This window comes from Jiangella aurantiaca, assembly GCF_004349105.1.
GTDB lineage: Bacteria > Actinomycetota > Actinomycetes > Jiangellales > Jiangellaceae > Jiangella > Jiangella aurantiaca.
Genome location: NZ_SMLB01000018.1, coordinates 24,298 through 39,461, shown reverse-complemented (window position 1 = coordinate 39,461; position 15,164 = coordinate 24,298). Strand labels below are relative to the sequence as shown.

Below are 15,164 nucleotides of genomic sequence, written 5' to 3'. Positions count from 1 at the left end.
ACCGTGGTCCGATGCCCGGCGCCGGGGCCGTCCCTAGACTCGGACCATGGAGAGCCGCCCGACCTGGAGCTCGCGGGCCTGGCCGGTGGCCTGGGCGATGCTCTTCCTGCTGGTGTCGGGGCTCATGACGGTCGGCAACCAGGACCCGGCGACACAGATGCTGCCGCTGGTCGTCGTCGGGCTCGCGGTGCTGGTGTCGGCCTGGGCCGTGCTGCGGACCCGCCGGGAGCGCCGGGCGCACGAGGACCGGCTCGCGGCGTGGGCCGGCGAGCGAGCGGCGCAGGCCGAGCGGCTGCGCATCGCCGGCGACCTGCACGACCTCGTCTCGCACGGGCTCGGCCTCATTACCGTCCGGGCCGCCGTCGCCGCACGGCTGGGCGGGCCGGACGGGCCGGCCGAGCAGGCGAGCGCCCTCGCCGACATCGAGGCGGTCAGCCGCGAGACCACCACCGAACTGCGCCGCATGCTGACCGTCCTGCGCACCCCCGAGGCCGCGGCGGCGCTGCGGCCGGCGGAGTCGCTGGCCGACCTGCCGGGCATCGTCGCCGCCGCCCGTGGCGCCGGCCTGGACGCGACGCTCGATCTGCCCGCCCTGGACGGCGTCTCGCCGGGCGTGCAGCTCACCGTGTGCGCGGTGGTTCGCGAGGCGCTGAGCAACGCCGCCCGGCACGCCGGCCCGACCCGGGTGCGGGTGGGCGTGCGGCGCGACGGCGGGACGGTCGTCGTCACGGCCGTCGACGACGGACCGGCCGACGGCTGGGAGCCACGGCCCGGCGCCGGGCACGGGCTGGACGCCCTGCGGGAACGAGTGACGGCCCTCGGCGGCACATTGGACGCGCGTGCCGAGGGCGCCGGGTTCGCCGTCACCGGGCAGCTGCCCGACGGAGCCGCGCCGTGACCGCGCCGGCGTCGTCGCCGGTCCGGGTCCTGATCGCCGACGACCAGCCGCTGCTGCGGCACAGCCTGGCGCTGCTGCTCGACGCCGCGCCGGACCTGGCCGTCGCGGGGACGGCCGCGACCGGCGGCGAGGCGGTCCGGCTGGCCGGCGAGCTGCGGCCCGACGTCGTGCTGATGGACATCCGGATGCCCGGCGGCGACGGGATCGAAGCGACCCGGCGGATCACCGGCGACCCCGCGCTCGGCGCCGTCCGGGTGCTGGTGCTCAGCATGTTCGAGCTGGACGAGTACGTGTACGCCGCGCTGCGGGCCGGGGCCAGCGGGTTCCTGCTCAAGGACGCCCGGCCCGAGCAGTTGCTCGACGCGGTCCGGCGCACGCACGGCGGCGAGTCGCTGTTCGCGCCGGCCATCCTGACGCGGCTGGTCGAGCACTACCTCGGCCGGCCCGCGGCCGGTCCAGCGGCACGCGCGCGGCTGGACGTGCTCACCGAACGGGAGACCGAGGTGCTGGCGCTGGTGGCGTCCGGTCTGTCCAACGACGAGATCGCCGCCGCGCTGACCATCTCGATCAAGACGGTGAAGACGCACATCGGTCATCTGCTGGCCAAGCTGGCCGCCCGCGACCGCGCCCAGCTGGTCATCGCCGCCTATGAGAACGGCCTGGTGGGTCAGGCGTCGTAGTCGACCTCGAGGGTCGGCGTGGTGGGGTGCGACTGGCAGGTGAGGACGTAGCCGGCCGCGATCTCGTCGTCCTCCAGGGCGTAGCGGCGCTCCATGGTGACGGCGCCGTCGACGACCTTCGCCCGGCAGGTGCCGCAGACGCCGCCCTTGCAGGCGAACGGCGCGTCGTTGCGGACCCGCAGCACGGCCTCGAGGACGGTCTCGTCCGGGTCGTCCACGGTGACCTCGGTGCGGCGGCCGTCGAGCGAGGCGGTGACGGCGCAGGTCACGGCCTGCAGGCGGGCCTCCTCGCGGATCGCCGGCGGCGGGTCGCCCACGTGGTACAGCTCGGCGTGGACGTGGGCGCGTTCGACGCCGCGGCGGGAGAGGACGTCGCGTGCGGTCGTGATCAGCTCGTACGGCCCGCACAGGTACCAGTCGTCGACGGTCTCCGGCGGCAGCAGGGTGTCCAGCAGGCGGCCGAGCCGCTCGCCGTCGATGCGGCCCGACAGCAGCTCCGTCGACCCGGGCTCGCGCGACAGCAGGTGCACCAGCTGCAGCCGGTCCGGGTGCCGGTCCTTGAGGTCGGCCAGCTCGTCGAGGAACATCACCGACGACGACGTCCGGTTGCCGTAGAGCAGCGTGACCCGGCTGCCCGGCTCGGTGGCCAGCGCCGTCGCGACGATCGACAGCACCGGCGTGATGCCGCTCCCGGCCGCGACCAGCGCGTAGTGCTTGGCCTGGTCCGGGTCGAACGACGGCGTGAACCGGCCGGCCGGCGTCATGACGTCGACCTCGTCGCCGGCCGCCAGCGTCGTCAGCGCGTGCGACGAGAACACGCCGCCGGGGATCCGCTTCACCGCGATGCGCAGCACGCCGGAGCCGGCCGGCGAGCAGATCGAGTAGCTGCGCCGCACACCGTCGCCTCCGGGCAGGGCGACGTTGACGTGCTGGCCGGCGGCGAAGTCGTAGTCGGCGGCCAGCTCGGCCGGGACGGCGAACGTGACGGCGACGGCGTCGTCGGTCAGCCGGTCGACGGCGGCGACGCGCAGCCGGTGGGTGACGGAGTGCCGTCGCCGCTCGGTGCGCGGGGCCGCGGTGGTCGTCGTCATAGCGCCTTCACGTGGTCGAACGGCTCCTGGCAGGCCCGGCAGACCCACAGCGCCTTGCACGCCGTCGAGCCGAACCGGGAGAGCTCGCGAGTGTCCGGCGAGCCGCAGTGCGGGCAGCGGACGGAGAGCGTGAGATCAATCGGAGCGGCCGGGCCATGCGATTTCCGGCCTCGACTGAGAAGCGTGTCTCGGCCGGGTGGCGCGATGCCGTGCTCCTCCAGAGCGGCCCGGCCGTCCGGGGTGATCCAGTCGGTCGTCCACGCCGGGGCGAGTTCCGTCCGGACGTCGACGCTGTGGATTCCATGCTCGGCCAGCCGCGCGACGATGTCCGCCCTGATCGCGTCCATCGCCGGGCAGCCGGAGTACGTCGGCGTGATGTCGACGGTGACGTGGCCGCTGGGGCCGACCCGGACGTCGCGCAAGATGCCGAGCTGCTCGATGGTGACCACCGGCAGCTCCGGGTCCGGGACCGTCGCGACGATCTCGCGCAGATCCTGTGTCGTCGTCACCATGTCGCACCTGGGTGTGACCGGTGCAGGTGCTGCATCTCCGCCAGCAGGAAGCCGAGATGCTCGGTGTGCAGCCCGCGGCGGCCGCCGCTGCGCGGCGCGGCCGCTTCCGGAAGCTCCAGACCGGCCTCGGCCAGCACGCCCTCGACGTAGGACGTCCACGGCTCGCGCAGGGTCGGAGGATCGACGGCGACACCGTCCGCAACGAGCGCGGCGGTGGCGTCGTCGGGCTGGAACAGCTCGTCGGCGTAGGGCCAGACGGTCGCGAGGCCGGCGACCATGCGGCGGCGGCTCTCGTCCGTCCCGTCGCCCAGCCGCAGCACCCACTGGGTGGCGTGGTCGCGGTGGTAGTGGACCTCCTTGACCGCCTTGCCCGCGACGGCGGCCAGCGTGTCGTCGCTGCTGGCGCGCAGCCGGTCGTACAGCTCGTACTGGTAGGCGGCGAAGACCAGTTGCCGGGCCATCGTCACCGCGAAGTCGCCGTTCGGCAGCTCGACCAGCAGCGCGTTGCGGAAGTCGCGGTCGTCGCGCCAGTACGCCAGCGCGTCCTCGTCGCGGCCCGCGCCCTCCAGGTCGCCGGCGTACCTGAGCAGCGTGCGGGCCTGGCCGAGCAGGTCCAGCGCGATGTTCGCCAGCGCGACGTCCTCCTCCAGCTCCGGCGCGCGGGCCACCCACTCCCCAAGCCGCTGCGCCAGCACCAGGGCGTCGTCGCCGAGTGCCAGGGCGTACGCGACCCGCGGCGTGGTCACAGGTGCTTCGCCTCCGCCGGCACCTCGTAGAACGTCGGGTGCCGGTAGACCTTGTCGCCCGCGGGGTCGAAGAACGCGTCCTTCTCGTCCGGGCTGCTGGCGGTGATCTGGTCGGACGGCACCACCCAGATCGAGACGCCCTCGCCGCGCCGGGTGTAGACGTCGCGGGCGTTGCGGACCGCCATGGCGGCGTCGGGCGCGTGCAGGCTGCCGACGTGGATGTGCGACAGCCCGCGCCGTGCCCGGATGAAGACCTCCCACAGCGGCCACTCGCTCGTCATGCCGCCTCCGTCTCCGCGCGCCGCTTCGCCGCGTAGGCGGCGGCCGCCTCGCGCACCCAGGCGCCGTCGGTGTGCGCGGCGACACGGTGCGCCAGCCGCTGCGCGTTGCAGGGGCCATCTCCCTTGATGACCCGGAACAATTCGTCGTAGTCGGGCGGGGTGAAGTCGTAGTGGCCGCGTTCGGCGTTCCAGCGCAGGTCGGGGTCGGGGATGGTGAGCCCGAGCACCTCGGACTGCGGCACCGTCATGTCGACGAACCGCTGCCGCAGCTCGTCGTTGCTGAACCGCTTGATCCCCCACCGCATCGACTGCTCGGTGTGGCCGCCGGAGACCTGCTCACCGGTGTCGGGCGGGCCGAACATGGCCAGGCTCGGGTACCACCAGCGATCCAGCGCGTCCTGGGCCATCGCCTTCTGCGCCGGCGTGCCGCGGGTGAGCGTCAGCAGCGCCTCGAACCCCTGCCGCTGGTGGAAGGACTCCTCCTTGCAGATGCGCACCATCGCGCGAGCGTACGGGCCGTAGGAGCAGCGCGTCAGCGGCACCTGGTTGGTGATCGCCGCGCCGTCGACCAGCCAGCCGATCGCGCCGACGTCGGCCCAGGTCAGCGTCGGGTAGTTGAAGATCGACGAGTACTTCTGCTTGCGCGTGTGCAGCTGCTCGAGCAGCTGGTCGCGCGAGACGCCGAGGGTCTCGGCCGCGGCGTAGAGGTAGAGCCCGTGGCCGGCCTCGTCCTGCACTTTGGCCAGCAGGATCGCCTTGCGGCGCAGGCTCGGCGCGCGGCTGATCCAGTTGCCCTCCGGCTGCATGCCGATGATCTCGGAGTGCGCGTGCTGGGCGATCTGCCGGATCAGCGTCTTGCGATACGCCTCCGGCATGTCGTCGCGCGGCTCGATGCGCCCGTCGGCGTCGACGATCGCATAGAACGCCGCCTCCCTCTCCTCGGTACCCGCCATGCCTCCAGAGTAGGCGGTGCTTGTGACAGATGTCCAGCAGATGTGCTGTTCGCGTGTAACACTCCGCGCGTCGTCGATCGGGGAATCCAGCGCAGGGCGAGGATGCCGAGTGCGATGTGCAGGAGGCCGGCTGCCGCGGCGACCGCGTGCAGGCCGGTGACGAAGGCCGTCTTCGCCTGCTCGACCACCGCGGTCCCGATGTCCGGGAGCTGGAGTGTTTCGTCGAGCGTGGGCGCGAGGTCGGGCCCCTGGAGCCGGAACACCAGGGCGGCGAGTGAGCCGAGGAGTGCGATGCCGAGGGCGTTGCCGATCTCGTTGCTGGTCTCCGCGATCGCCCCCGCTGAGCCGGCTCGTTCCGCGGGGACGGCGCCGACGGCGGTGTCGGCGACGACGGCGAAGGAGATGCCGTAGCCGACGCCCGCGACGGCCGTGGACGCGATGTACCAGCCGATCCCGCTCGTGATCGTCGTGAGGAGCACGAACAGCAGGCCGGCCGCGATGGAGAAGTGGGAGATGGCGAGGACGGTGCGCTTGCCGAGGCGATCGACCACGGCCGGCGTCACGATGCAGGTGATGGTGAGCACCGCGGCGCCCGGAAGGGCGAACAGCGCCGAGCTCAGCACCGGCAGGTCGAGGACGGACTGGAGGTAGAGGCCGGTCAAGTACGCGGCCGCCGACCACGCCGCCAACGGCAGCAGACCGGTGATGATCGCGACCGCGAAGACACGGTCGCGGAAGAGCGCGAAATCCAGCAACGGGTGCTCGAGGTGCCGCTGCCTGCGGGCGAACCAGGCCAGCAGCACCAGCCCCGCGATCCCGACGAGAACCGAGACCACCGATGGACCGTCGGCCGCGGCGTGCTTGAGCGCGTAGATCGTGAACAGGAGACCGGCCGCGGAGGTCAGGACACTGAGCACGTCGACGCGACCTGGTCGGGTCGCACGGACCTCGCGGAGCAGGATCGGCGCGAAGACCAGGAACAGCGCGATGACGGGGAGGTTGATCAGGAAGACCGATCCCCACCAGAACCGTTCCAGCAGGAGTCCGCCCACAACGGGGCCGACGGCGAATCCGGCGGCGAACGCGGCGGCGAAGATGCCGATGGCCTGCGCCCGTCGCCGCGGGTCGGCGAACAGCTCGCTCAACACCGCCAGTGCCGACGGCAGCAGTGTCGCGCCGGCCACCCCCATCAGTGCGCGGGCGGCGATCAGCAGTTCCGGACTGGGCGCGAACGCCGCCGCCGACGAGCCGAGGCCGAACACCGTCGCGCCGACCATGAGCAACTTCAACCGGCCGTACCGGTCGCCGAGGTTGCCGAACGCGATCAGCAGGGAGCCGACGGCGAAGCCGTAGATGTCCAAGATCCACAAGGCCTGGTCGGCGGTCGGCGTGAGGGCCTGGCCGATCCGCGGCGTCGCCAGGAACAGGATCGACCCGTCCATGGAGACCAGGAGTACCGGCCCGAGGATCACGACGAGCCCGAGCCAGGCCCGCAGGCCCGGTGGGTCGTTGCGCGTGTGCTGTCGAGACATGCCGTCGACGGTCGGGCACGCGGCGCTCGACAGCCATCCCCGTGCGCTGGGTACACCCGGCAGGTACACCCACCCGCCTGCTCGGGCGGCCTAGGCTCGATGCCGTGGAGAGCCTGGGAGCGTTCCTGAAGAGTCGTCGCGATCGCGTCACCCCGGCCGACGTGGGCCTGCGCACGTACGGCACCGCTCGCCGGGTCCCTGGACTGCGGCGGGAAGAGCTCGCCCAGCTCGCCGGGGTGAGCGCGGGGTACTACACGCGTCTGGAGCAGGGCCAGGCCGACACCGCCTCCGAACAGGTTCTCGACGCCCTCGCGCGGGTGCTCCAGATGGACGAGATCGAGACCGTCCACCTGCACAACCTCGCTCGACGACCCGCGAATCCCGGGCTCTCCGAACCGGGCGACGAGGAACCCCACCCTCGGGTCCTCGCGCTCCTGGAGTCTCTGGGGGACGCGACGCCGGCGATCGTGCTCGGCCGGCGTGGCGACGTGCTCGCGTGGAACCGCACCGGACACGCGCTCAAAGCCGAGCACCTGCCCTACGAAGCGCTGCCAGGGCCGGCGCGCCGCCCCTCCATCCCACGGATGTTCTTCCTCGATCCACTCACGCGCGACCTGCACCGCAACTGGGACGAGCTCGCCCGCATCCACGTCGCGTATCTGCGGCTGACGGCGGGTCGATTCCCCACCGACGCACGCCTGGCGGCACTGATCGGGGAACTCACGATGCGCAGCGACGAGTTCGCGACGATGTGGGCGACGGGGGACGTCGCCGACTGCACCGTGGGGACGATGCACCTGCAGCACCCCACCGTCGGCGCCGCGAGCGTCGCCTACCAGGTCTGGCTCCAGCCCGACAGTCCCGACCACCGACTCGAGATCTACACGCCGAACGACTCCAGCTCCGCCGACGCGCTGCGGATCCTGGCGCAGCAAACCCGCCAGGACACCGAGCCGGAGCCCGTCCGGCAGCACTGAGCCTCACCGCCTACGACCGCCAACGACCGATCGGACTCACGGGCCCGTTTCTGTGTGGCGCTGGTGTCGCAGGGCGTCCACGTGGTGAGACTTCGCCGCGTTTCGCGGGCCGCCCACCACGATTACCCGAGCCTCAACACGCTTACAACCGTGTTGAGGCTCGGGTAATCGTGGTGACGTACACGATCGTTGATGATCATCGCTGTCCACAGGCCCACGGCGCACCGTGACCACGGCCGCGAACCCTCGAGTCGTGCCCAGACTTGCCCCGTCCCCTGATAGCTGCCCGTTCTTGGCCGCGGGACCGCGGGTCAAGTGGTCATCGTCGCGCGAAGCGCCAGTTGGTCCGCTTGAGGCGCGGTTGCGCGGCTAAGAGAATGGGCAGCAGGGGGACGGCCAACCTGGGACGCCACCGAACGGACCGAACGGGCACACCGACCAACGAGAAGCCTGAGCCGACCATCGAGCAGCACGTCCTCGACCCGGCGCAGCGCGTGAAAGGGCACCGCCGCCGGCGCGGTGAACCGGTCGCGCCGATACCGCTCCAGCACCGCGGCCGGCGACAGGGCGGCGGCCCGGCGGCGGGCGAGCTCGAGCTGCAGCGTGGTCAGGTCGGATCCCGCCAGCCCCACCAGCGCCTCGAGTACGTCCTCGCCGCCGACCCGGCGCACGACGCGGCCCAGCGCCGCGCGCGATCCGTTCTCCGTCATCCTCCATGACTATCCGTGGCCGGCGGCAGCGGTCCACCGGTTTTCGCCGGCGGGCCGCCTCCGCCCTGCGGCGCCCGCATCGTCACGCAACGTAACGGCTGTTGTGGCCCGGGTTGGCATAGTCGGGACCGATTCCGGCGAACCGCGGGCGGCGTCGTCCGCCTTCTGAGATCATTCGTGACGGTGCGTCATTTTCACGGCACGATGATCATGTTCCGGTCGATTTGCCGGAAATGTCCGCATCTGGAGATCCGGCAGACGCCACCTGCGACAGCGGAGGAGCTGACCCTGTGACGACCGATGGGACGCACCACCATCCGGGCCTTCCAGACGTTCCGATCCACTCCGTCGACCTCAGCGAAGCCGAAGCGTTCTTCCGGCAGCACGCCGCTGAGAACGCTGACGCTCCCGATCCCGAGGAGCGGTTCAGCGAGGCGCTGATCGAGTTCGGCCGGCGTGGCACGTTCAGCCACACCACCGAGGAGCTGGAGTTCGGCGCCCGGGTCGCCTGGCGCAACGCCAACCGATGCATCGGCCGGCTGTACTGGCGCAGCCTGATCGTCCGCGACCGGCGCACCGTCCGCACCGCCGAGGGCGTGGCCGCCGAGTGCGTCGAACACCTGCGGGTCGCCACCAACGACGGGCGTATCCGGCCGGTGCTGACGCTGTTCGCGCCGGACCAGCCGGGCCGGCCGGCGCCGCGGCTGCGCAACAGCCAGCTGGTCCGGTACGCGGGCTACCAGGGGATGGACTCCGTCATCGGCGACCCCGCCCAGGCCGAGTTCACCCGCTGGGTCGAGAGCCTGGGCTGGTCGGGCAAGGGCACCGACTTCGACGTGCTCCCGCTGGCCATCGAGACCCCCGAGGACGGCGTCCGTCTGTTCGACATCCCCGGCGACGCCGTCCTCGAGGTACCTCTCTCCCACCCGGAGCTCCCCTGGTTCGCCGACCTGGACCTCAAGTGGCACGCCGTCCCGGCCATCTCGTCGATGCCGCTGCGCATCGGCGGCATCACCTACCCGACGGCGCCGTTCAACGGCTGGTACATGGGGACGGAGATCGGCTCGCGCAACCTCGTCGACGCCGACCGGTACGACCGCATGACGCAGGTCGGCCGGCTGCTCGGCCTCGACGTCGACGACGACCGGTCGCTGTGGAGGGACCGCGTCCTCGTCGAGATCAACCGGGCGGTGCTGCACTCGTTCGACGCCGCCGGGGTGAAGATCGCCGACCACCACCACGAGTCGGAGATGTTCATGCAGTTCGTCACGAAGGAGGAGCGGGCCGGCCGCACCCCGCACGCCGAGTGGTCCTGGGTCGTGCCGCCGCTGTCCAGCACGACCTCGCCGGTGTACCACCGTTACTACGACGACTCGACGGCACTGCCCGGCTTCCTGCCCAGTCCCGGCTGGACGCCGCCGAGCGACGAGGACGTCCCCGCCGAGTGCCCGTACCACGCGCGCGCATGACACGGGAGTCGTCGGGCCGGGCAGGCGCTTCCCGGTCGCTCAGTCCTGAACGGCGCACCGACGATCTCGAGGGGACCTCCGGCCCCCTCTCACCGCCGGTCCTGCCCGGCCCTCCTTGGGACGCGACCGGCCACGTAGGGTAGGACGGGTGTCCGAGCAGCCCGTCGCCGATCGTTCCGTCCGTCTCGCCTGGGCCGCCGACACCGACGCCATCGGTGCCGTGCAGGCCCGGGCCTGGACGGCGTCCTATGCTCCCCTGCTGCCCGCGGCCCTGCTCGCCGACGTCGACGCCACGTCGTTCGCGTCCGCCTGGCGCGAGGCTGTCACCCGTCCCCCATCGGCCCGGCACCGCGTGCTCGTCGCGCTCGACGCCGGCCGGGTGGTCGGGTTCGCCGCTACCGCGCCGTCGGAGGACCCCGACGCCCAGCCCGGCGACGGCGAGGTGGTCGCGTTCCACGTCGACCCCGCCGCCCTCGGCGAGGGGCACGGCTCCCGGCTGCTGGCCGCCGTCGCCGACACCATGCGCGCCGACGGTTTCACCCGCGCCCGCATGTGGCTGGTCGTGGGCGACGACGCCATGCGCGGGTTCCTCGAACCGGCCGGCTGGGCGCCCGACACCGCGCACCGCACGCTCGACCTCACCGGCGACGGGTCGGTGACGCTGCGGCAGGTGCGGCTGCACACGTCGCTGCGTTCGGATGAGGAGGCCGAGTCGTGACCTTCACCGGCATCCCGGTCGAGGCGCTGGACTTCTACGAGGACCTCGAGAACGACAACAGCAAGTCGTTCTGGACCGCGAACAAGCACGTCTACGAGAAGTCCGTCCGCGACCCGATGCGCGCGCTGGCCGAGGAGCTCTCGCCCGAGTTCGGCACCATCCGGTTCTTCCGGCCCTACCGCGACGTCCGGTTCGCCGCCGACAAGAGCCCGTACAAGACCCACCAGGGTGTCGTGGTCGGCGGCCACTACGTGCACGTCGGCGCGCCCGGCCTGTTCATCGCCGTCGGCTACTACCAGATGGCGCCCGACCAGATCGCCCGCTACCGCGTCGCCGTCGACGACGCCCGCCGCGGCGAGCCGCTGGCGGAGATCGTCGAGTCGGTGCGCGACGCCGGCTACGTGGTGGGCGGCGACGCGCTGAAGTCCCGGCCGCGCGGCTACGACGCCGACCATCCGCGCATCGAGCTGCTGCGCCAGAAGGCGCTGGTCGGCTGGGTCGACGTCGGCGCGCCGGACTGGCTGCACACGCCTGCGGCCGCGACGCACATCGCCACGGCCTGGCGTGAGCTGGCGCCGTTGAAGCAGTGGCTCGACGACCACGTCGGGCCGTCCGACCAGCCGCGCCGCTGACGCCGTCGGGCCTCAGTCGTCCGCGGTCGCGTCGAGGTAGGCGCGGCCGCGCGGTGAGATGCGGTAGCCGATCGGAAAGCTCTGCGTCAGCCCGAGGTTCTTCAGCTTGCGCACGTCGAGCTTGAACGGCGCCCGCTCGCGGCCGACCATCTCGGCGAGGTCGCCGGCCCGGCGCTCCGGATGTAGCTCGATCAGCCGGAGCGTCTCGCGGGTCCACGCGCCGTAGGACGACGCGCGGTCGAGGCGGTCCAGGCGCTTCGTGATGGCCGCGATCTCGTCCGAGTCGAGGGCGGCGCCGGCGGCCAGCTCCGCACGCGGGTCCGGGTTCGTCGCCGGGCGGAACTCGATGCGGTAGGTCGGGTTCGCGGGGTCGCCGGGAAGGTCGGCCAGCAGGCCGGCCGCGTCCGGGTGACCGGCGGCGCGGGCATCGTCGTCGGTGATGTCCGCCGGGTCGACGACGGTGACGGCGGTGACCTCGATGCGGCCGGCCGGCGTGCGGTACGGGCGGCCGGGCAGCACCTGCTGACGGGCCCAGCGCCGGAACGCCAGCGTCACCGTCCCGTCGGCGATACCCGCCCAGAAGCGCTTCTGGAACAGCACGCGCATCAGCCTAGCCACACGCCGACCGCGAGGTCCCGGGCAGCGGCGAGTCCCGCAAGGGAAAGGGACCCAGCGGTATCGCCATGCGGAATCGGACTCATCACTGTCGGTCCGGTTCAGTACTGTCTGGCCGCATGGGTCACGATTCGCGGTCCGCGATCCGGCGCGACGCCGCCGGCATCGCCGCCTACGCCGCGGCCTTCGGCGCGTCCTTCGGCGCCGTTTCCGTCGCGTCCGGGCTCAGTGTGTGGCAGACCATGGTGCTCAGCCTGATGATGTTCAGCGGCGCGTCGCAGTTCGCGCTGGTCGGCGTCATCGGCAGCGGCGGCGCCGGGCTGGCCGCCGTGCCCACGGCGCTGCTGCTGGGTGTGCGCAACGCGTTCTACGGCGTCCCGCTCACCCGCATCCTCGCCCGCCGCGACCTGACCGGGCCGCGGCGACTGGTCACCGCGCAGCTGGTCATCGACGAGACCACGGCCATGGCGGTGGGCCGGGACGAGCGGCCGGAGCAGCGGTACGCGTTCTGGGTCACCGGCCTGCTGCTGTTCGTGCTGTGGAACAGCGGGACGCTGGTGGGCGCGGTGGCCGGGTCGTCGATCGGCGACCCGGCGACGCTGGGGCTGGACGCGATGGTGCCCGCGGCGTTCCTGGCGTTGCTGTGGCCGCGGCTGCGCACGGCGGAGGGCCGCTGGGTGGCGGCCGGCGGCGCACTTGTGGCGACGGCGCTGATCCCGCTGGTCCCGGCCGGCGTCCCGGTGCTGGCGGCCGCCCCGATCGCCGTCGTCGCCGGTCTGCTGCCGCGCCGGGGGCGGGAGGCGGCCCGATGACCGCGATCTGGGTCGCCGTCCTGGTCGCCTCGGTCGGCTGCTACCTGCTCAAGCTCGCCGGCGTCTCGCTGCCGCCGTCGATCCTCGAACGCGACGACGTGCAGCGGGTGGCCACGCTCCTCCCGGTGGCGATGCTGGCCGGGCTGGTCGCCGTCGAGCTGTTCGACGGTGGCGGCTCGCTCGGCCTCGACCTCCGGCTGCTGGCCGGGGTCGCCGCCGGCGTCGTCGCCCTGCTGCTGCGGCAGTCGTTCCTCGTGGTGATCATCGTGGCGGCGGTGACGACGGCGCTCCTGCGCGCGGTGACCTAGCCTCGCGGTCGAGGTGGTCCTTCAAGGCGTCGAACGGGCCGTCCCAGTCCCGGGCCAGCGCGGCCAGGAACTGCTGCGCCACCTGCATCGGCGCGGAGCGGAGGCGGTACCGTACCCGCCGCCGCTCCCCCGGCTCCGCCGTCACCAGGCCGGCCTCGGTCAACAGGGCGAGGTGCTTGGCGATCGCCTGACGCGTGATCGGCAGACGATCGGCCAGGTCCGTGGCCGTGGCCGGCCCTCCCGACGCCAGCGCGGCGAGGACGGCCCGCCGGGTCGGGTCGCCCAGGGCGACGAAGACCCGCTCGGCGATCGCCTCGGCGTCATGCGTCATCGAGATAGCCGGCCAGTTCGCCTAGCTCGCTCGCCCAGCCCTCGGTGTGCGCCTCGTACGCCTTGCGGTAGGCGTCCTCGGGCAGCTGGGCGAACCCCGTCTCGACCACCCGCAGTCGGGTACCGTCGCCGACCGCCTCGAGGGTGAACTCGACATAGGTACGGCGCGGATCGTCGTCGGGCAGCCCATAAATCTGCCAGGTGAAGCCGAACACCGTCGGCTCCTCGACCCGTTCCACCCGCATCTCGACCGTGTGCCCGCCGGTCCACGTCACGCGGGCCGCTCCACCCGGCCGCGGGTCGATGGTCGCCTCGTGGCCGAGCCATGCGCCCAGACCCTCGGCCGTCGTGATCGCCGCCCACACCTTGTCCGGCGGGTGCGCGACGTCCATCGTTCGCTCGATGCGGTCAGGAAATCCCATGCCAGCCTCCCACGCGCGGCAACCCGGATACTGTGCGGAGCCTATAGCAACCGGTCGGTTTCATACTCGCGCGGCCGAAGCCCGAACCAGATCAGGACCACACTGGTGAGCGTGATGGCCACGTTGACACCGAGCGCGAGGTGGATGCCGGTCAACTGCACGCTCTGCGTGGCGGCGATGGCACTCAGCATCGGGATGCCGACGGTGATGGCCACCTGCTGGGTCATGGACGTCAGGCCCGTGGCCAGGCCCTGTTCGTGGTCCGGCAGGCCCGAGGTGCCGGTGACCATGAAGGCCACGATCGCGGTCACATGCCCGAAGAATCCGATGAAGAGTGCGGGGATCAGGATGGCCAGTGCCAGGCGATCGGCGCCGAGGAACACCAGCGGGAGCGTGGCCAGTCCCTGCACGGCCAGGCCGGCTACGAGGACCTTGCGGCTGCCGGAGCGGGAGATGAAGCGCCCGGCGAGCACGCCGGCCGTGACGGCGGCCAGGCCCGGGACGCCGAAGATCAGGCCGGTCACCAGAGGGGAGAAGCCCAGCAGGTTCTGCAGGTAGATCGTCGTGAGGAAGATCATGGCGGGCTCCATGGTGAAGACCACGAGCCCCGCGTAGTTGCCCCACCTCACCGTGGGCCGCTTGAGGATGCGCACCGAGGCGAGCGGGGCGGGCGAGCGCAGCTCGATCGCCCAGAACGCGACCAGCAGCAGCACGCCCACGACGGCCACGGCAACGTTGGTCTCGATCACCGCGTACACCACGGCCAGCAGACCGCCGGTCACGGTCACGGCTCCAGGCAGGTCCAGCTTCTGCCGCTCGAGCACGCTGCTCTCACCGATCAGCACCGGGGTGAGCAGCAGCATGACCACGGCGACGGGGACGTTGATGAAGAACGCCGCCCGCCAGCTCAGCAGGCCGACCAGGGTGCCGCCGATCAGCGCGCCCACGGTGAAGCCACCGGAGAGCATCGCGCCGTTGAGGCCGAGGACGCGGTCGCGCAGGGCGCCCTCGGTGAACGTGGTGGTGAGCAGCGACAACGCCGCGGGAATCGTCATCGCGGTGGCGAGGCCCTGCAGCGCCCGGGCGGCCAGCAGCGTCTCGGCGGTCGACGCGAAGCCACCGAGCAGCGACGCCCCGATCAGCACGACCATGCCGCCCATGAACAACCGGCGGCGGCCGAACAGGTCTGCCAGCCGGCCGAACAGCAGCGTGAAGCCCGCCGCGGGCAGCGCGTACGCGGACGTGATCCACGGAAGGCCGGCCATGCCCAGCCCGACGCCCGCGCCGACCTCCGGTAGCGCGACGTTCAGGATCGAGAAGTCGACCGACAGCAGGAACCCGGCACCGAGCAGCACGAACAGGATCAACCGCTGCCTGCTGCTGAACCGCGGCGGCGAAGCGGCGTCGATGGCCAGGGCGGAAGAACTCACAACAGCCTCCAACGAGTAGCAACCAATCGGTTGCCACCTTATGGCAAC

General features: G+C 72.1%; 19 protein-coding genes. 8 read left to right on the top strand and 11 right to left on the bottom strand.

Annotated elements, in window-relative coordinates; all coding sequences use genetic code 11:
- Nucleotides 1-46 precede the first annotated feature (46 nt).
- A complete protein-coding gene (locus tag E1262_RS14865) occupies nucleotides 47-898 on the top strand; it encodes a sensor histidine kinase (RefSeq protein ID WP_132103921.1) in 852 nt (283 codons plus the stop codon).
- Entirely contained in the window at nucleotides 895-1,578 is a 684-nt protein-coding gene (locus E1262_RS14860) for a response regulator (protein ID WP_132103920.1), read from the top strand. The genes E1262_RS14865 and E1262_RS14860 overlap by 4 nt, the downstream gene beginning before the upstream one ends.
- Here the strand turns inward: E1262_RS14860 and paaE are convergent.
- Genes paaE through E1262_RS14830 form a run of 6 tightly spaced genes read right to left on the bottom strand, consistent with a single transcriptional unit; the run spans nucleotide 1,566 to nucleotide 6,693 of the window.
- Nucleotides 1,566-2,669: a 1,2-phenylacetyl-CoA epoxidase subunit PaaE gene (gene paaE, locus E1262_RS14855; protein WP_132103919.1), complete on the bottom strand. Its 1,104-nt coding sequence runs from the start codon at nucleotides 2,667-2,669 to the stop codon at nucleotides 1,566-1,568. The two genes, E1262_RS14860 and paaE, sit on opposite strands and share 13 nt — an antisense overlap.
- Nucleotides 2,666-3,181 carry a 1,2-phenylacetyl-CoA epoxidase subunit PaaD gene (paaD, locus tag E1262_RS14850; RefSeq protein ID WP_132103918.1) on the bottom strand — a complete coding sequence of 172 codons (516 nt, stop codon included), beginning with the start codon at nucleotides 3,179-3,181 and terminating at the stop codon, nucleotides 2,666-2,668. Before paaD ends, paaE begins: the two co-directional genes overlap by 4 nt.
- A complete protein-coding gene (gene paaC, locus E1262_RS14845) occupies nucleotides 3,175-3,927 on the bottom strand; it encodes a 1,2-phenylacetyl-CoA epoxidase subunit PaaC (protein WP_132103917.1) in 753 nt (250 codons plus the stop codon). Before paaC ends, paaD begins: the two co-directional genes overlap by 7 nt.
- The gene (gene paaB / locus E1262_RS14840) at nucleotides 3,924-4,208 is read right to left on the bottom strand and encodes a 1,2-phenylacetyl-CoA epoxidase subunit PaaB (protein WP_132103916.1); all 285 of its coding nucleotides are present in this window, start codon (nucleotides 4,206-4,208) and stop codon (nucleotides 3,924-3,926) included. Before paaB ends, paaC begins: the two co-directional genes overlap by 4 nt.
- A complete protein-coding gene (gene paaA, locus E1262_RS14835) occupies nucleotides 4,205-5,161 on the bottom strand; it encodes a 1,2-phenylacetyl-CoA epoxidase subunit PaaA (RefSeq protein ID WP_132103915.1) in 957 nt (318 codons plus the stop codon). Before paaA ends, paaB begins: the two co-directional genes overlap by 4 nt.
- Entirely contained in the window at nucleotides 5,056-6,693 is a 1,638-nt protein-coding gene (locus E1262_RS14830; protein ID WP_132103914.1) for an MFS transporter, read from the bottom strand. Before E1262_RS14830 ends, paaA begins: the two co-directional genes overlap by 106 nt.
- A gap of 104 nt (nucleotides 6,694-6,797) precedes the next feature.
- Between E1262_RS14830 and E1262_RS14825 the strand changes: the two genes are divergently transcribed.
- Nucleotides 6,798-7,670, top strand: a complete 873-nt coding sequence (locus E1262_RS14825) for a helix-turn-helix transcriptional regulator (RefSeq protein ID WP_132103913.1) — start codon at nucleotides 6,798-6,800, stop codon at nucleotides 7,668-7,670.
- Nucleotides 7,671-7,981: 311 nt separating this feature from the next.
- On the opposite strand, the gene E1262_RS14820 is transcribed toward E1262_RS14825, so the two are convergent.
- Nucleotides 7,982-8,380, bottom strand: a complete 399-nt coding sequence (locus E1262_RS14820; protein WP_132103912.1) for a hypothetical protein — start codon at nucleotides 8,378-8,380, stop codon at nucleotides 7,982-7,984.
- Nucleotides 8,381-8,670: 290 nt separating this feature from the next.
- On the opposite strand from E1262_RS14820, the gene E1262_RS14815 reads away from it, so the two are divergent.
- From E1262_RS14815 to E1262_RS14805, 3 genes are all read left to right on the top strand, one after another.
- Nucleotides 8,671-9,849 carry a nitric oxide synthase oxygenase gene (locus tag E1262_RS14815; RefSeq protein ID WP_203453880.1) on the top strand — a complete coding sequence of 393 codons (1,179 nt, stop codon included), beginning with the start codon at nucleotides 8,671-8,673 and terminating at the stop codon, nucleotides 9,847-9,849.
- A 148-nt stretch (nucleotides 9,850-9,997) separates the two neighbouring features.
- Complete coding sequence (locus E1262_RS14810) at nucleotides 9,998-10,567, top strand: GNAT family N-acetyltransferase (protein ID WP_132103910.1); 570 nt, start codon at nucleotides 9,998-10,000, stop codon at nucleotides 10,565-10,567.
- Nucleotides 10,564-11,199, top strand: a complete 636-nt coding sequence (locus E1262_RS14805) for a DUF2461 domain-containing protein (RefSeq protein ID WP_132103909.1) — start codon at nucleotides 10,564-10,566, stop codon at nucleotides 11,197-11,199. Before E1262_RS14810 ends, E1262_RS14805 begins: the two co-directional genes overlap by 4 nt.
- Before the next feature lie 12 nt (nucleotides 11,200-11,211).
- On the opposite strand, the gene E1262_RS14800 is transcribed toward E1262_RS14805, so the two are convergent.
- Complete coding sequence (locus E1262_RS14800; RefSeq protein WP_203453879.1) at nucleotides 11,212-11,799, bottom strand: ASCH domain-containing protein; 588 nt, start codon at nucleotides 11,797-11,799, stop codon at nucleotides 11,212-11,214.
- Nucleotides 11,800-11,933: 134 nt separating this feature from the next.
- Between E1262_RS14800 and E1262_RS14795 the strand changes: the two genes are divergently transcribed.
- Nucleotides 11,934-12,626, top strand: a complete 693-nt coding sequence (locus E1262_RS14795; RefSeq protein WP_132103907.1) for an AzlC family ABC transporter permease — start codon at nucleotides 11,934-11,936, stop codon at nucleotides 12,624-12,626.
- Nucleotides 12,623-12,934 carry an AzlD domain-containing protein gene (locus tag E1262_RS14790; protein ID WP_132103906.1) on the top strand — a complete coding sequence of 104 codons (312 nt, stop codon included), beginning with the start codon at nucleotides 12,623-12,625 and terminating at the stop codon, nucleotides 12,932-12,934. Before E1262_RS14795 ends, E1262_RS14790 begins: the two co-directional genes overlap by 4 nt.
- Here E1262_RS14790 and E1262_RS14785 read toward each other — a convergent pair.
- The 3 genes from E1262_RS14785 to E1262_RS14775 are packed head-to-tail and all read right to left on the bottom strand — an operon-like array spanning nucleotide 12,888 to nucleotide 15,116.
- On the bottom strand, nucleotides 12,888-13,265 hold the full coding sequence (locus E1262_RS14785; RefSeq protein ID WP_132103905.1) for an ArsR/SmtB family transcription factor: 378 nt from the start codon (nucleotides 13,263-13,265) through the stop codon (nucleotides 12,888-12,890). The genes E1262_RS14790 and E1262_RS14785 overlap by 47 nt on opposite strands.
- Nucleotides 13,255-13,686: an SRPBCC domain-containing protein gene (locus E1262_RS14780; protein ID WP_132103904.1), complete on the bottom strand. Its 432-nt coding sequence runs from the start codon at nucleotides 13,684-13,686 to the stop codon at nucleotides 13,255-13,257. Before E1262_RS14780 ends, E1262_RS14785 begins: the two co-directional genes overlap by 11 nt.
- Before the next feature lie 41 nt (nucleotides 13,687-13,727).
- Nucleotides 13,728-15,116 (bottom strand): MFS transporter, encoded by a 1,389-nt coding sequence (locus E1262_RS14775; RefSeq protein WP_203453878.1) that lies wholly within the window; start codon nucleotides 15,114-15,116, stop codon nucleotides 13,728-13,730.
- Between the last annotated feature and the right edge of the window lie 48 nt (nucleotides 15,117-15,164).

What these genes read in the sequence shown, in the direction of transcription:
- E1262_RS14865 (WP_132103921.1), top strand. Translation starts at nt 47, where the DNA reads ATGGAGAGCCGCCCGACCTGGAGCTCGCGGGCCTGGCCGGTGGCCTGG.
- paaE (WP_132103919.1), bottom strand. Translation starts at nt 2,669, where the DNA reads ATGACGACGACCACCGCGGCCCCGCGCACCGAGCGGCGACGGCACTCC.
- paaD (WP_132103918.1), bottom strand. Translation starts at nt 3,181, where the DNA reads ATGGTGACGACGACACAGGATCTGCGCGAGATCGTCGCGACGGTCCCG.
- paaB (WP_132103916.1), bottom strand. Translation starts at nt 4,208, where the DNA reads ATGACGAGCGAGTGGCCGCTGTGGGAGGTCTTCATCCGGGCACGGCGC.
- paaA (WP_132103915.1), bottom strand. Translation starts at nt 5,161, where the DNA reads ATGGCGGGTACCGAGGAGAGGGAGGCGGCGTTCTATGCGATCGTCGAC.
- E1262_RS14830 (WP_132103914.1), bottom strand. Translation starts at nt 6,693, where the DNA reads ATGTCTCGACAGCACACGCGCAACGACCCACCGGGCCTGCGGGCCTGG.
- E1262_RS14820 (WP_132103912.1), bottom strand. Translation starts at nt 8,380, where the DNA reads ATGACGGAGAACGGATCGCGCGCGGCGCTGGGCCGCGTCGTGCGCCGG.
- E1262_RS14795 (WP_132103907.1), top strand. Translation starts at nt 11,934, where the DNA reads ATGGGTCACGATTCGCGGTCCGCGATCCGGCGCGACGCCGCCGGCATC.
- E1262_RS14790 (WP_132103906.1), top strand. Translation starts at nt 12,623, where the DNA reads ATGACCGCGATCTGGGTCGCCGTCCTGGTCGCCTCGGTCGGCTGCTAC.
- E1262_RS14785 (WP_132103905.1), bottom strand. Translation starts at nt 13,265, where the DNA reads ATGACGCATGACGCCGAGGCGATCGCCGAGCGGGTCTTCGTCGCCCTG.
- E1262_RS14780 (WP_132103904.1), bottom strand. Translation starts at nt 13,686, where the DNA reads ATGGGATTTCCTGACCGCATCGAGCGAACGATGGACGTCGCGCACCCG.